General features: G+C 38.2%; 13 protein-coding genes. 1 reads left to right on the forward strand and 12 read right to left on the reverse strand.

Going from position 1 to position 13,608, the window contains the following annotated elements:
* Nucleotides 1-75: 75 nt before the first annotated feature.
* The 7 genes from xerD to spoIVB all read right to left on the reverse strand — a co-directional run bounded on the left by xerD (nucleotide 76) and on the right by spoIVB (nucleotide 7,540).
* Nucleotides 76-960: a site-specific tyrosine recombinase XerD gene (gene xerD / locus CPRO_RS12105; protein WP_066052221.1), complete on the reverse strand. Its 885-nt coding sequence runs from the start codon at nucleotides 958-960 to the stop codon at nucleotides 76-78.
* 153 nt (nucleotides 961-1,113) lie between these two features.
* Nucleotides 1,114-1,689, reverse strand: coding sequence for a stage II sporulation protein M (locus tag CPRO_RS12110; RefSeq protein ID WP_066052223.1), 576 nt, complete (start codon nucleotides 1,687-1,689; stop codon nucleotides 1,114-1,116).
* Between the two features lie 53 nt (nucleotides 1,690-1,742).
* Complete coding sequence (locus CPRO_RS12115; protein ID WP_066052225.1) at nucleotides 1,743-2,273, reverse strand: NUDIX hydrolase; 531 nt, start codon at nucleotides 2,271-2,273, stop codon at nucleotides 1,743-1,745.
* A 48-nt stretch (nucleotides 2,274-2,321) separates the two neighbouring features.
* Nucleotides 2,322-3,518, reverse strand: coding sequence for a pyridoxal phosphate-dependent aminotransferase (locus CPRO_RS12120; RefSeq protein ID WP_066052228.1), 1,197 nt, complete (start codon nucleotides 3,516-3,518; stop codon nucleotides 2,322-2,324).
* A 261-nt stretch (nucleotides 3,519-3,779) separates the two neighbouring features.
* Nucleotides 3,780-4,712 (reverse strand): dipeptidase, encoded by a 933-nt coding sequence (locus CPRO_RS12125; protein ID WP_066052230.1) that lies wholly within the window; start codon nucleotides 4,710-4,712, stop codon nucleotides 3,780-3,782.
* Nucleotides 4,713-5,020: 308 nt separating this feature from the next.
* Nucleotides 5,021-5,833, reverse strand: coding sequence for a sporulation initiation factor Spo0A C-terminal domain-containing protein (locus CPRO_RS12130; RefSeq protein WP_066052233.1), 813 nt, complete (start codon nucleotides 5,831-5,833; stop codon nucleotides 5,021-5,023).
* A 441-nt stretch (nucleotides 5,834-6,274) separates the two neighbouring features.
* A complete protein-coding gene (gene spoIVB, locus CPRO_RS12135) occupies nucleotides 6,275-7,540 on the reverse strand; it encodes a SpoIVB peptidase (RefSeq protein ID WP_066052235.1) in 1,266 nt (421 codons plus the stop codon).
* A gap of 279 nt (nucleotides 7,541-7,819) precedes the next feature.
* Between spoIVB and CPRO_RS12140 the strand changes: the two genes are divergently transcribed.
* Complete coding sequence (locus CPRO_RS12140; RefSeq protein WP_066052238.1) at nucleotides 7,820-8,536, forward strand: GntR family transcriptional regulator; 717 nt, start codon at nucleotides 7,820-7,822, stop codon at nucleotides 8,534-8,536.
* Nucleotides 8,537-8,606: 70 nt separating this feature from the next.
* Here the strand turns inward: CPRO_RS12140 and CPRO_RS12145 are convergent, their stop codons facing one another.
* From CPRO_RS12145 to tpiA, 5 genes are all read right to left on the reverse strand, one after another.
* Nucleotides 8,607-9,266 carry a hypothetical protein gene (locus CPRO_RS12145; RefSeq protein WP_066052241.1) on the reverse strand — a complete coding sequence of 220 codons (660 nt, stop codon included), beginning with the start codon at nucleotides 9,264-9,266 and terminating at the stop codon, nucleotides 8,607-8,609.
* 167 nt (nucleotides 9,267-9,433) lie between these two features.
* Nucleotides 9,434-9,580: a hypothetical protein gene (locus CPRO_RS15415; protein ID WP_157881679.1), complete on the reverse strand. Its 147-nt coding sequence runs from the start codon at nucleotides 9,578-9,580 to the stop codon at nucleotides 9,434-9,436.
* A gap of 185 nt (nucleotides 9,581-9,765) precedes the next feature.
* The gene (eno, locus tag CPRO_RS12150; RefSeq protein WP_066052244.1) at nucleotides 9,766-11,079 is read right to left on the reverse strand and encodes a phosphopyruvate hydratase; all 1,314 of its coding nucleotides are present in this window, start codon (nucleotides 11,077-11,079) and stop codon (nucleotides 9,766-9,768) included.
* 202 nt (nucleotides 11,080-11,281) lie between these two features.
* Entirely contained in the window at nucleotides 11,282-12,829 is a 1,548-nt protein-coding gene (gene gpmI / locus CPRO_RS12155) for a 2,3-bisphosphoglycerate-independent phosphoglycerate mutase (protein ID WP_066052246.1), read from the reverse strand.
* A 26-nt stretch (nucleotides 12,830-12,855) separates the two neighbouring features.
* Complete coding sequence (gene tpiA / locus CPRO_RS12160; protein ID WP_066052249.1) at nucleotides 12,856-13,605, reverse strand: triose-phosphate isomerase; 750 nt, start codon at nucleotides 13,603-13,605, stop codon at nucleotides 12,856-12,858.
* Between the last annotated feature and the right edge of the window lie 3 nt (nucleotides 13,606-13,608).

The following is a 13,608-nucleotide window of genomic DNA, read 5'->3' on the forward strand; positions in this document are numbered from 1 at the left end:
GTCCTTTGGCATAACATTGCATTGAACTCAAAAGAGTGCCGTTTAAACGGCACTCCTAAAAACCTTATATTTTACCTAAGCCCTAGGGTGGGCCTTGGCGTAAACACTCTTTAGTTTCTGATTCGTTAGCTTTACATATATTTGAGTGGATGAAATATCAGAATGCCCCAACATTTCCTGTACTGATTTTAAATCTGCACCATTTTCAATCAAATGTGCTGCAAAGGAGTGCCTTAACATATGGGGTGTAATTTCTTCATCAATGCCAGCTTTTTTCGCATAGCATTTTATAATTTTCCAGAATCCTTGTCTTGTCATTGGTTTTCCGTTGCAATTTACAAAAAGCATCTCCTCGTCATCCGCAAGAATCATTCTGCTGCGACCTTTTTCAATATACTTTCTCAGTGCCGCTTTTGCTTGACTGCCAATGGGAATAATGCGACTCTTTCTTTCGACCCCGCAACGTATATATTCCAAAGGCAAATTTACATCGGAAACTTTCAAAGATATCAACTCTGAAACTCGAATTCCAGTGGCATAAAGCAACTCTAGCATAGCTTTATCTCGAATTCCTTTTGGATCAACACCTTGTGGTTGCTCCAATAACTGCTCAACCTTGTCCAATGTAAGAATCCCCGGCATCTTCTTTTCAATTTTAGGTAACTCCAAATTCGCCGCCGGATTATCTGTTATTGCCCCCTGCCTAATCAGATAATTATAGAAAGCACGAATTGAAGCAATATTTCTGGATACAGTTGCTCCCGCCTTTTTCTTGCTTTGCAGCTCATAAATGTATGACATGACGTTGGTATAATTCACCATCAACGCATCACTCACACCACATACCCGCATAAATTCGGTAAAGCCTCTCAAATCTCTTATGTAAGAAAGCACCGTATTCTCAGATGAGTGCTTATCATTTCTGAGGTAGCTCGCAAATTCATTTACTGCTCGTTCCATGCCCAAGACCCCTTTTTATCATGTATGTCTAATTATACTTAGTTTTCAGAGGGTTGTCACTATTTTTTGTAAAAAAAACCAATTATCGTTATTTTTTTCCCCAACTGGATTCTTTCTGCTGAAAAACTACACAAATATTCTTCGCTTCTTTGTTTATAACGGGTATAAAACCACTTCAATCCCAGCTCCAATGGCAATTAGAATAACGGAGGCAGCGAATAATAAGCAATACTCCGTTTGCTTTCTTCTGCGTTCCCGCTTTAGTCCTCTTTTGCCCTTTCCCTCATTCCAAGTCAAAAGGTAATAAATCGCCGTACACATAATAAAAATATAAGCTGGGATTAAAACAATATTTTGCGGTAAAAGTGTGAGCATAGCACTCCATACTCCCTTAAAGCCATAAGTAACCATCATCATGGCTGAGGCAAAACCTAGGGAAATGCTACGAAGTAAAAAAGCCATGCCGGATAGAAATAACCCCAGTTGCAGCCATCCTCCAAGCCAAATAATAATATCATACTTTAGGTATTTCCAAAAAGTTGCGGTAAAGCTGCCTGTCTGCTGTATTTCAATGGCATTGCGAACCACCCCCGATAGTTCCGTTTTAGCATCGGCGCCCATCAAATTCGCTGCGATTGCGCCACCCATCACACCAAACAAAAAAGAAAGACAAACGATAAAAATTATCTTTTGTCCTCTTTTATCTAACCATGTTTTTCGTTTTACCATAAATGCCATCCTCCTCTCGCAATCCTCTGCTAACAGGATATGGCTCGTCTGCGTTAAATATGCTTGCTTTTATATGCAAACAACGCAGCGATTGTTTTTCCGTCTTTTATCTGCCCAGAATGAATCATCTCCATGGCCTCATCCAACGTATAACTTTCCAGCTCAATAAATTCATCGGGATCAAGCTTTTGCTGCCCCTGAGTTAAATCATACGCAAAATAAAGAGAGATTGTCTCCGAACAAAAACCAACGGAAGGATAAAATTCACAAACAAACTCCAGCCTGCCGGCTTTTTGACCTGTTTCTTCTTCCAGCTCTCTCAGAACACAAAGTTCACATACCTCACAGTCATTTAAAACCCCCGCAGGAATTTCCAAAAGTGTTTCCCCGAAAGCATGGCGATACTGTCGCACGAAAAGCAACTTTCCATCATTCATAATAGGCAATACTGCCGCCGCATTTTTATCTCTAAGTACGGTTTCTCGATAAGCCGAATTTCCATCCGGCATCTCAATTTTATCAATTGTTACTCTAAGTATTTTTCCTCTGTAAGTTTCGTTACTTTCCAATACCTCATAGCTCATGAAAATAACCCCTTTCTATGGGAAAAAGCAGGTAACGCTTTTTTCAACTTAAACCAATTCTTCAATCATTTCTGCAATGCGATCCATACCTTTTTCAATCAATTCCATGCTGGTCGCATAGGAAAGTCTGATATAATCAGGCATACCAAAATCAGCACATGGAATAACTGCTACGAATTTTTTGTCTAATAAAATCGTGGCAAAGTCAGCCGCAGAATTTATTTCCACACCGTCATGCTTTTTGCCGTATGTCTGAGAAACGTCGACAAATAAGTAAAAAGCACCCTCTGGTTTTAAAGCCTGAATCAACGGGATTGCTTCTTCTCTTTCAAAAATATAATCCCTTCTCTTTTTAAATTCAACGCACATTTCCTCCACGCAATCCTGGGAACCATTCAGTGCTGTCAAGGTTGCCATTTGGGCAATGGTATTGGGATTAGATGCCATATGAGACTGTAAAGAACCCATAAGCTTTGCAACCTCCAATGGGGCCGCCGCATAACCGATCCTCCAACCTGTCATGGCATAGCTTTTGGAAACACCATTAATCACAATGGTTCTTTCATAGATTTCCTTACCCAAAGATGCGATACTGATATGTTTTTTGTTTTCATCATAAATCAACTTTTCATAAATTTCATCGGAAATAACAAAAATGTCCTTCTCCACTGCAAAATCAGCTATCATTTTTAAGTCTTCATAAGATGTTACCATACCAGTAGGGTTAGATGGGCTGGTTAATACCACAGCCTTTGTTTTCCTAGTATACGCTTGCTCCAATTCCTCTCTGGTCATCATAAACTGATTCTCTTTTTTTGTATGTATAATAACAGGTTCGCCGCCGGCAATTTTTACCATTTCCGAATAGCTCAGCCAATATGGCGCAGGAATAATCACTTCATCTCCGTCATTTAAGATAGCCATAAAAACATTCATCAAGGAGTGCTTAGCACCATTGCTGATGATAATCTGCGCCTGTTCATATTCCAAGCCGTTATCATTCTTCAGCTTGTCACATACGGCTTGGCGCAATACAGGTATACCTGCTGCTGCAGTATATCTTGTTTGCCCGCTTTCAATGGCAGCAATGCCCGCCTTACGTATATGCTCAGGTGTATCAAAATCAGGTTCACCTACACCAAATGTTACAATATCCTTACCTTCCGCTTTTAATTGAGCGGCCTTGGAGGAAATAGCCATAGTACTTGAGGGTTTGATACACAATGCTTTTCTTGATAATTCCATAAATTCTACACCTCATAATTGTAATTTATATAATGGGACATCCTAATTTTCATCAAGGAATATCAACATTTTTTCTAAAAAAATTTTTGTATAGCTTCTTAAACATATTATCAAAAAGCATTAATAAAGGCAAGATATTTAATGATTTTACTCCTACAATAAATGATAAATATTTTTCCCTATTTATTTTACTCCTGATCATTAGATATCAAATATAAAAAAAGATTCTCTTTGTATCCCCTCAAGCTTTATTGCACTTTCTTACAACACTTCCTTCAAAACACGCAATAAATTCTCAGAAAAAATTTTTTCTGCCACCACTTTTCCAAATTCATTTTCAATACTTATAAATAACAAGTCCATATCCTGTACACCGCTTATTTCCTTTGGGGTACTGTGAATCCCGTCAAAGTCAGTGCCCAGAGCAATAAAATCTTCTCCCATAACAGAAAGCATATGTTGAATATGGCTTAAAATATCATCAATCCCACCCTGTCCATATTTCACGATAAAAGGAGAATACAGATTTAGACCTACCACACCACCCTTTTCTGCAATTTTAAGCAATTGATTGTCTTTTAGGTTTCGTGGCATATCACAAATTGCTCGTGCATTGGAGTGACTAGCAATAAAAGGCTTTTTTGCGAATTTTACAACATCCGAAAACCCTGATTCAGATAGATGTGAAACATCAACAAGCATGCCCAATTCTTCCATCTCTTCAATTACCTGTCGTCCAAACCTTGTTAGCCCACCACGGCTCTCCTCTTCTGCCACACCATCAGCCAGTCGATTTCTATGATTCCATGTCAATGTTATGGATCTAACACCCAAACGATAATAAGTATGAATGGCAGAAATTTCTCCCTCAAGTGCTTCCCCGCCCTCTAAAGCAAGCAGTGCACTAATCTTATTTTCCAGCCTGTTCTTTATCACATCCGTAAAGCTATTGATATGACCAATTACTCGAGAGTTTTTCTGCAGCTGACTATAATAAAATTCAATATACTTCATAGCTTGCCGCATGGAAATTGGATGATATTTAGAATCAAGCCAAATTGCAAAAAATTGCAGTGGGGCACTAAACTTATTTAAACGAACAATGTCTATATGCCCGTCATTAGAAAACAACTCCTGATTTTTCTCCCAGAGCCTCACAATGGTATCACAATGTCCATCTGCATATCCTACCACATTCCCATCTCCATTCTTTTTATTCTATATAGTTATAGTAGGACTTGCGGAGAAAAGAACCACGCTGTAATATTTTTCCATGAATTTATTAAATTTCTAACATTATTTTTCATTCATCAGATATTTTTAATCAAAGAATTCTTTTTATGAAATCTTATTTAAGGATTTTAAAGGGTATAAAGTATTAAACCTTGCTATATAATTTCGTATTTTTCTTCACAAAAAACCCTCTTTGCGAAATGCAAAGAGGGAAAATTTTCAACTATTTTTGAGAATTTCTATGAAAACTTTGATTTTAATAATATTCATCAACTAATTTTTTTAGAAACCTCATTCTGACGAATACGGAAATATTCTGTTAAAGCGGCAATAAATTGTCCATTTGTAGGCTTGTCCGGAGTCAAATATCCAACTACTTCAAAATACACCTGTTGACCATTTTTCTTCCAAGCACTTTCAATTGCATGACGAATTGCCCTTTCAACTTTGCTTGCCGAGGTTTTGAATAGTTTACCGATATCAGGATACAATCCTTTTGTAATACCAATTAAAACTTCTTCATTATCAACCGCCATCATAATTGCTCTTCTGATAAAGTGATACCCCTTAATACTTGCAGAAATTCCCATCCGACTTAGTGTGGCCGATATATCTGCTTCTAAATTGTGATAACTGCCTTCCATCACATATATCGACGCTTCTTCCTTAGTGCTTCCAATTGATTCTTGCATTTCTCTGTTGTCGCCATCTACTAACTGGTGGATACGCTCCAGCAACAGCTCGCCTTGAATGGGTTTTGCCATATAATAATCCGCACCCAATCCAATTGCTCTTCTTACCAGCTTATCGCTGTCCATTGCCGAAATCAAAATACAAATACAATCGCTACCTAGCTTCTTGAGACTCTCTAAAACCCAAAAGCCATCACGATCTCCTAAAAGAATATCCAGGAGTACAACATCTGCGTTTAGCTTTCTAACCATCTCTAGAACCGCTGGGCCACTGTCCGTCATACCGACAACAGTCATATCACCCTTGCGTTCTAAGCAACGCTTTAGTTTTTGCAAATAGAAACCATCCCTATCTGCAAGAACTACCTTTAACTTTTCTGATTCGTTCATTTTGACTCCCCCATTCTTAAATTAAGTTTTCGGCAGAAAAGGCTTCCCTTCCTTTCTCCCGCAAGCACTATTATAACATGGAAATAATTATCCGTCAGTATTCGAGAACATTTCGCAAGATTTTTACCTTTCAAAGTTTTTTGTCAAACTTTACCCACCAAACATTCCTATAAAATTACAATTGAGTATTAATTAATAAAAAATAAAATGAAAAATAGTATGAAATATTTTTTTAGTATAAAATTTGACAAATATTATTCATTATGACTTATAATTGTTGTGGTATATAGATGTCTACATAATAATTACTGTAGTTTTTATGGTATACTAATTGAAAAAAAATTATAAAATGGAATAATTCTATACAATAAGACTAGATAGTTTCAAAAAGGAGATATCTCTCCTTTAGAAATATCTCCTTTCTTAAAAACCTTTCAAAACTTACTTTTTGTTCATTTCCCCAAGCATAGATTCAATAAACGTTCCATAACCTTGCTCCGGATTATTTACCAATACATGGGTTACAGCACCAATCAGTTGACCATTTTGTATTATTGGGCTTCCACTCATACCCTGCACAATTCCACCTGTCTTTTCTAATAGCCTTTTATCTGTAACCCGTATCATCATGTCCTTGCCGCTTCCTTTTCCAATGCTTTCAATTTCAATTTCATATTTTATTACATCTTCTCCCTCAATATTGGATAAAATTTCAGCTTTACCTAATTTTACCTCTTGTCTCAATCCAATGGGCAATGCGGTGCCACTATATTCATCTGGCTGATTTAATGTTCCATAGATACCTACTTCTGTGTTTTTTCTCACCGTTCCTAATTCTTTATCACGCTCAATAATCCCCGTCAGTTCTCCTGGCTCACCTTTTTTTCCTTTTACAATATCCGTCAATTCTGAAGAAATAATTGTCCCTTTTTTGATAATCATCAATCCTCCGGTGTCAACGTCAAAAACGCCGTGTCCTAATGCACCAAATTGATTTGTTTTTGGGTCATAAAAGGTTATTGTGCCTATGCCTTGGATACTGTCTCTTACCCAAACGCCCAATTTAAACGCCTGTTCAGTCTGACTATATACCGGAGATAAAGAGATATGCTTCTGTTCGCCCCTTCTTTCCAGTAATACGTCAATTTTTTCCCCTTTGCTTTGAGAAACCACATCAATAAAGGTTTCTTTATTGATAAGCTCCTTTCCGTTTGCTTTTAGCAGGAGATCCCCGGATTTTAAAAGACCTCTGCAAGGCTCTTCCGTTTCATTTCCATTCACACTTACTTCTCCTGTCCCCAGAACTAAAAGACCTTTTGTATCAAGGCTTACACCAACAGTTCTGCCAACGGGCACTAACATTGTTTTGGGTATTACCGTTGCATCTATGGTTTTTATGGGCACCGCATTACATAAATAAAAGGTTACTTTTGTTGTTCCTGCCTGAATAGGATTTGCCAAAATGGAGGAACCTAAAGACAAATGAAAAGCGTCTGCCAATGGTTTTGTGGTAACACCCAAAACGCCAACGCTTTCCTCTGTTTTGGCTGAAATAGGAAGTTGCATAGCAATTTCCGTTCTCTCGCCCTCTAATAGTGTCAAATTATTCGGCAGAAGCCAGCTTACACTGCACCAGAGCAGTGTTGGGATCAGAACCGCCGCAATAGGTATCAATAAACGGCGCTTTATTTCTTTTTTTAACCACATAAGTCCCACTCCCGACTGCCGCTGATTTTGAAACAAAAATTTTTTTTGCTTCACAATTAATTTGACCAAACAGAAACCTTGCTATGCAACCTATAAAATACAAAAAAACCAAAAGCCCAATTTTAAAGTATTGAAGCATTCTGGCACATTTTTCGTCAAGATGAATGACTAGGGTTTACAATGTGAATTTCAAGCATTATAATAAAAAAGAATCATTTTGAATTTTATTTAGTGTTTTTTAAATTGAATTTGTAAATCAAAAAGAAAGAGGTACACTATATGGAGCATGCGGAATCTCTGTTAGACTACGCTTTTCGCGAAATTCGGGCACGCATACAAAATGGCACATATCCACCGGGATCAAAATTATCCACACAGGAAATCTCTGATTCTCTTGGAATTAGCAGAACCCCTGTTGTTTCTGCTATTAACCGTCTAGTTGCCCAAGGGCTGGCAATTGCTTTGCCCAGACGGGGTGTCATCGTTGCAGATTTTTCACCACAGCAGCTAAAAGAGATCATTGAAGTACGTGAAATGTTTGAACTTTATGCCGTGAAAGGTGCAATTCAAAATATAGATTATTCTGGGGAAATTTTAGATGAAATGGAACAAGTAGCAGTGGAACTTGCAGGTATTGACAGCCAAAATTTTAATCGGGCAACAGAACTTGAAATACGCTTTCATACGCTGTTTGTTACCCTTGCCGGAAACTCACAACTAACAAAGCTTTATGTGAATAACTGGAATATCGGTGCAATGTTTCAAATCTTTATGCTCTCCAAAATGCCCCTGTCAAAGCATCAACCATCCTTTGATCAGCATTTGGAGATTATTCAGCTGCTAAAAGATAAAAACGAAGTAGCTTTGTTGGAGTTCATCCCCAATCATTTAACTCCCGTTTATGGTGCAATTGAGTGGATTATGCGAAATGGCAACATGGACATGCAGGATTTATTTAAAATCATGTTGGCAAAGACAGAAGAAAAAAAGATTTAAAAGAAAAGCAATCTTTATTTGAAGAAACCAAAAAGGCATCCCATCTGGGAGGATGCCTTTTTATTCTCTTTTAATCATCAAACCAGTATATTTCGTAAATTCTCCATTTATCTTCATCAGATTTTTTCCCACAAAGAAAAAGTCTCCGATATTCCCCATTTTCCAATTGTGGTCCCCTTTTCAATGCCTCTTCTGACCATACCATAGAAATATCTGCTTGAACAATTGCAAATGTAGATACCTGATATTTTAAGATATCACTTGTGATACTATGCTTTTCAATATATTCCGAACTTTTAAAATCCGCCTTTGTCAATGTGGATAAACTATGAATAATATACTCCTGCATGTAGGCGCCTTCATCAAACCTTTTCTTTTCATTAATTGCAGAAATTTTAAGCCCCTCATTATCTCCATATATCCCAGAAAGCTTGTCGTATTCCCCTTTAATATCATAGTAATAGTCACAAAATACCAAATTCTCGGCAATATTTACTGGTGTTATTTCTGATTCAAAATGCCGATCACCTACAGTCTCATCTAATATCCCTGTAAATTCATAGTCAGGAAATTCTGTAGCGTAGTTTTCCATTACTTTCTCCTCTTCTTGTAGGGTTATTTCTTGCACTTCTTGTGTTTCTGCAAAGGTTTCTTCTTCCTTAATTGCAGTGCAACCAGTGAAACAACTTGTTATGAAGCCAATAATAATAAAGTTTTTTATTCTTTTCATATGTACCCACCTCTTTAAATAATTGCCCTGTTAAATCTAATATTCATTCTTTATAAAATACCTCAAATTAGGATTTGTTCATCTTCTTTGACTTAAAATTTTCGGAAAGAAACTTCATCAGCAGGTATTTCCTTAAAATCCCCCTTCTACTTACCTGCATAGTTAGATTATATATCCTTGCTTAAAACGCCATATAGAATTATTATATTTAACAAAGATAAGGCCTTACTATTTCCCGCGATTCTATCAATTTTATTGGCAAACAGGCCTATTATTACACCTAAAACTATAAGAATAACAGATTCATCTTCCATTTTTCTTCCTTTCTATGAAACATGCTTGCTGATTCCTTCATTATATAGCAAATTCCAATCAACTCAATTGGCTAGTCACCTAGATTTCTACAATAATCGACTTTTCTATCATCTCTCATCGCAAAAAAAATAAGGCTTTCTATGATTACACACCATAAAAAGCCTTATTGCTCTTATCTGATAAATTACTTTATATTAAAGAATGCATCCATACCTGCGTATTCTGCTGCATCGTCCAATTCCTCTTCAATTCTCAGAAGTTGATTGTATTTAGCAACACGGTCTGTTCTTGCAGGCGCACCTGTCTTAATCTGTCCCGCATTCACAGCCACAACGATGTCCGCAATGGTTGTATCCTCTGTTTCACCACTTCTGTGGGAAACAATGGCGGTCATTTTATTTCTGTTTGCTAACTGAATTGCATTGAAAGTTTCTGTCAAAGTACCAATCTGGTTTACTTTAATCAGAATGGCATTTCCTGCCTTCAATTCAATACCTTTTTGCAAACGTTCTGTGTTTGTAACAAAGAGGTCGTCGCCAACCAACTGAACCTTGTCGCCCATTTCCTTGGTCAATAACTGCCAGCCTGCCCAATCTTCCTCAGCCAAACCATCCTCGATGGAAACAATAGGATATTTGTTAGCCAATGTCTTCCAGAAATCAACCATTTCCTCAGAAGTTCTAACAATCTCTTTACCAGCCATTTTGCTTTCACCGGGGAAATGATACTTGCCGTCTTTTTCATCATATAATTCTGTCATAGCAGGGTCTAAAGCAATTTTAATTTCTTCTCCCCATTTGTACCCTGTTGCATCGACAGCTTCTTTAATCAAGTCAATTACAGCATCTGCTGTGGGAAGGTCAGGTGCAAAACCACCTTCATCACCTACTGCTGTAGAAAGACCTTTGTTTTTCAGAACCTTCTTTAACATATGGTAGATTTCAGCACACATACGAAGGGCTTCCTTGAAGGAAGGTGCGCCAACTGGCATAATCATGAATTCCTGAATATCTACTGTGTTGTCCGCATGCTTGCCGCCGTTCATAATGTTCATCATAGGAACGGGCATGGTCTTTGCGTTAAAACCACCTAAATACTGATATAGAGGCATATCCAAAGCTTCTGCCGCGGCCTTTGCCACAGCCATAGAAACACCAAGAATTGCGTTTGCACCTAATTTTGCTTTATTGGGTGTACCATCCAAAGCAATCATAGCCTTATCTACAGAAACTTGATCCAAAGCATTCATGCCAATGATTTCTTCCGCAATAATGTCATTTACATTATCCACTGCCCTCTGAACACCAGTACCATTGAATCTCTCTCCGCCATCACGCATTTCTACCGCTTCAAAAGCGCCTGTGGAAGCACCACTGGGAACAGCAGCACGACCCATAATGCTGTCATCAACAATGACCTCAACTTCAATCGTAGGGTTACCTCTGGAGTCCATAACCTCTCTTGCATAAACATCTGTAATTTCAAAAAAACCTTTCATTCGTAATTTCCTCCTTCTATTTTTTGATTCGCCTTGTAGAAAATGTAAGTTCTCACAACATTTTCTATAATCTTGCTTGCCTTTTTAAAGGCTTGGCGAAACTATATTATTAAAAAACAACTTTACCTGAAATATGAACTTTAATATGGAATTGACAAAACAAATATTCTGCATTCCATTGAAACCTTTATATTTTAAATATTCACTTACTGATCAACAAACTTTTCCCCGTCATTTCCTCGGGAATAGTCAAGCCCATCATTTCTAATAGGGTCGGCGCAATGTCTGCCAATCTGCCACCTTCTCTTAGCCCAACGCCATCAGTATAATTAATTAATACAAAAGGCACTGGATTTGTAGTATGGGCAGTAAAAGGTTCCTGGGTCACATAATCAATCATTTGGTCACTGTTCCCATGGTCTGCACATAAAAACATATTAGAACCTGTTTCCAATAATGCCTCCATTACCCTACCCACACATGTATCTACTGCTTCCACGGCTTTGATAGCAGCCTCAATGATGCCGGTATGTCCAACCATGTCGGAATTTGCATAATTTACAATAATTAAGTCATATTCATTGGAACGAATCGCTTTAACTAAACCATCCGTCACCTCATATGCACTCATTTCCGGTTGTAAATCATAGGTTGCAACCTTTGGGGAAGGTACGAGCCAGCGATCCTCGTTGGGATTTGGTTCTTCCACACCACCGTTAAAAAAGAAGGTGACATGGGCATACTTTTCTGTTTCTGCTGTTCTTAATTGTTTTAAACCCAATGATGAAATGTATGTGCCCAATGTATTCGTCAATTTTTGAGGTTTAAATGCAACCTCTTTATTAGGTATGGTAATATCATATTCTGTAAAGCAAACATACTTCAAATCTTGCAATACCTTTTCTCTTTTAAATCCGTCGAAATCAAGGTCACAGATTGCTCTAGTAATTTCCCTTGCCCGATCAGGGCGGAAATTGAAGAAAATAACTGCATCATGGTCTGCAATCTTCCCTTTTGCCATTCCCTTTTCATCCACAATCACTGTGGGTGGCACAAATTCATCTGTCTTACCTTTTTCGTAAGACTGCTTAATTCCATCAATGGCATCTGTGGCAGTTACACCTTTCCCTAAAACCATGGCATCATATGCTCCCTGCACTCTTTCCCAGCGTTTGTCACGATCCATGACATAGTAGCGTCCCATAACAGTGGCAAATTCACCAATCTCCAACTCACGCATTTTTTCCGCTAATTCGGCGGCAAAATCTGCGCCCGAAGAAGGAGGAGTGTCTCTTCCATCTAAGAATGCATGCACATAAACCTTTTCCAAATCATGCTTTTTCGCCAATCGCAATAAAGCATATAAGTGGGTGTTATGGCTGTGAACACCACCATCAGAAACTAAACCAAATAAGTGTAAGGCTGAAGCATTTTTTTTGCAATGTTCAATGGCATGAAGCAGCTCGGGATTCTCATAAAAATCTCCATCCTCAATGGCCTTTGTAATACGGGTTAACTCCTGATATACAATGCGGCCAGCACCCATATTCAAGTGCCCAACCTCAGAGTTTCCCATTTGTCCTTCAGGCAAACCAACGTCACGACCACTGGCATACCCCTTCACAAAAGGATACTTTTTAAAAATACCGTCTAAAACAGGCGTATTTGCCTGTTTAATCGCATTTCCTTCGACTTTTTCATTCATTCCAAAGCCATCCAGTATCATCAATACTGTTGTTTTCTTTCCCATATTTTCACCTTGCTTTCCTCCCTTGGTTATTTTTGATAGTGTACAATTTCCTGAAACTCTTCTTTTAAGCTGGCACCGCCAACCAATCCACCATCAATATCAGCCATAGCAAACAATTCAGCAGCATTTTTACCGCTCACACTGCCGCCATATTGAATTCTAACTTTTTCTGCAACTGCATGGCCATAAACTTCACCTACAACTTGGCGAATTGCTTTGCAAACCTCTTGCGCCTGTAGAGAAGAAGCAGTCTTGCCAGTACCGATTGCCCAAATAGGTTCGTAGGCGATTACAACTTTTTCAACCTCTTCAGCACTCAAACCAAGTAATCCACATTTCACCTGCATACGAATCCATTCTATTGTAATTCCCGCTTCCCTTTGCTCCAAGGTTTCTCCACAGCACATAATCGGAGTAATACCCACTTCTAAAGCCTTCTTTACTTTTTTATTTACCATCTCGTCAGTCTCACCAAAATATTGACGACGTTCGGAGTGTCCTAAAACAACATAGGATACGCCCATTTCTTTTAGCATACGGGAAGAAACCTCTCCTGTATAAGCACCGCTGTCCTCAAAATGCATATTTTCGGCACCTACACCAATTCCGCTGCCCTTCAACTCTTCCAAGACAGGGTATAAATCAACAAAAGGTACACAAAAAACCACATCAACTGTAGAGGATGCAGCCTTGTCCTTCATCAATCTGCAAAATTCAATCGCCTCTTTGGGCGTTTTGTTCATTTTCCAGTTTCCTGCTATAATCTTCTTTCTCATAAA

This window comes from Anaerotignum propionicum DSM 1682, from assembly GCF_001561955.1.
Classification (GTDB): domain Bacteria; phylum Bacillota; class Clostridia; order Lachnospirales; family Anaerotignaceae; genus Chakrabartyella; species Chakrabartyella propionicum.

Excerpts from the sequence above, each read along its gene's own strand:
- xerD (WP_066052221.1), bottom strand. The coding sequence starts at position 960 with ATGGAACGAGCAGTAAATGAATTTGCGAGCTACCTCAGAAATGATAAG.
- CPRO_RS12110 (WP_066052223.1), bottom strand. The coding sequence starts at position 1,689 with ATGGTAAAACGAAAAACATGGTTAGATAAAAGAGGACAAAAGATAATT.
- CPRO_RS12115 (WP_066052225.1), bottom strand. The coding sequence starts at position 2,273 with ATGAGCTATGAGGTATTGGAAAGTAACGAAACTTACAGAGGAAAAATA.
- CPRO_RS12120 (WP_066052228.1), bottom strand. The coding sequence starts at position 3,518 with ATGGAATTATCAAGAAAAGCATTGTGTATCAAACCCTCAAGTACTATG.
- CPRO_RS12130 (WP_066052233.1), bottom strand. The coding sequence starts at position 5,833 with ATGAACGAATCAGAAAAGTTAAAGGTAGTTCTTGCAGATAGGGATGGT.
- spoIVB (WP_066052235.1), bottom strand. The coding sequence starts at position 7,540 with ATGTGGTTAAAAAAAGAAATAAAGCGCCGTTTATTGATACCTATTGCG.
- CPRO_RS12140 (WP_066052238.1), top strand. The coding sequence starts at position 7,820 with ATGGAGCATGCGGAATCTCTGTTAGACTACGCTTTTCGCGAAATTCGG.
- CPRO_RS12145 (WP_066052241.1), bottom strand. The coding sequence starts at position 9,266 with ATGAAAAGAATAAAAAACTTTATTATTATTGGCTTCATAACAAGTTGT.
- CPRO_RS15415 (WP_157881679.1), bottom strand. The coding sequence starts at position 9,580 with ATGGAAGATGAATCTGTTATTCTTATAGTTTTAGGTGTAATAATAGGC.
- eno (WP_066052244.1), bottom strand. The coding sequence starts at position 11,079 with ATGAAAGGTTTTTTTGAAATTACAGATGTTTATGCAAGAGAGGTTATG.
- gpmI (WP_066052246.1), bottom strand. The coding sequence starts at position 12,829 with ATGGGAAAGAAAACAACAGTATTGATGATACTGGATGGCTTTGGAATG.
- tpiA (WP_066052249.1), bottom strand. The coding sequence starts at position 13,605 with ATGAGAAAGAAGATTATAGCAGGAAACTGGAAAATGAACAAAACGCCC.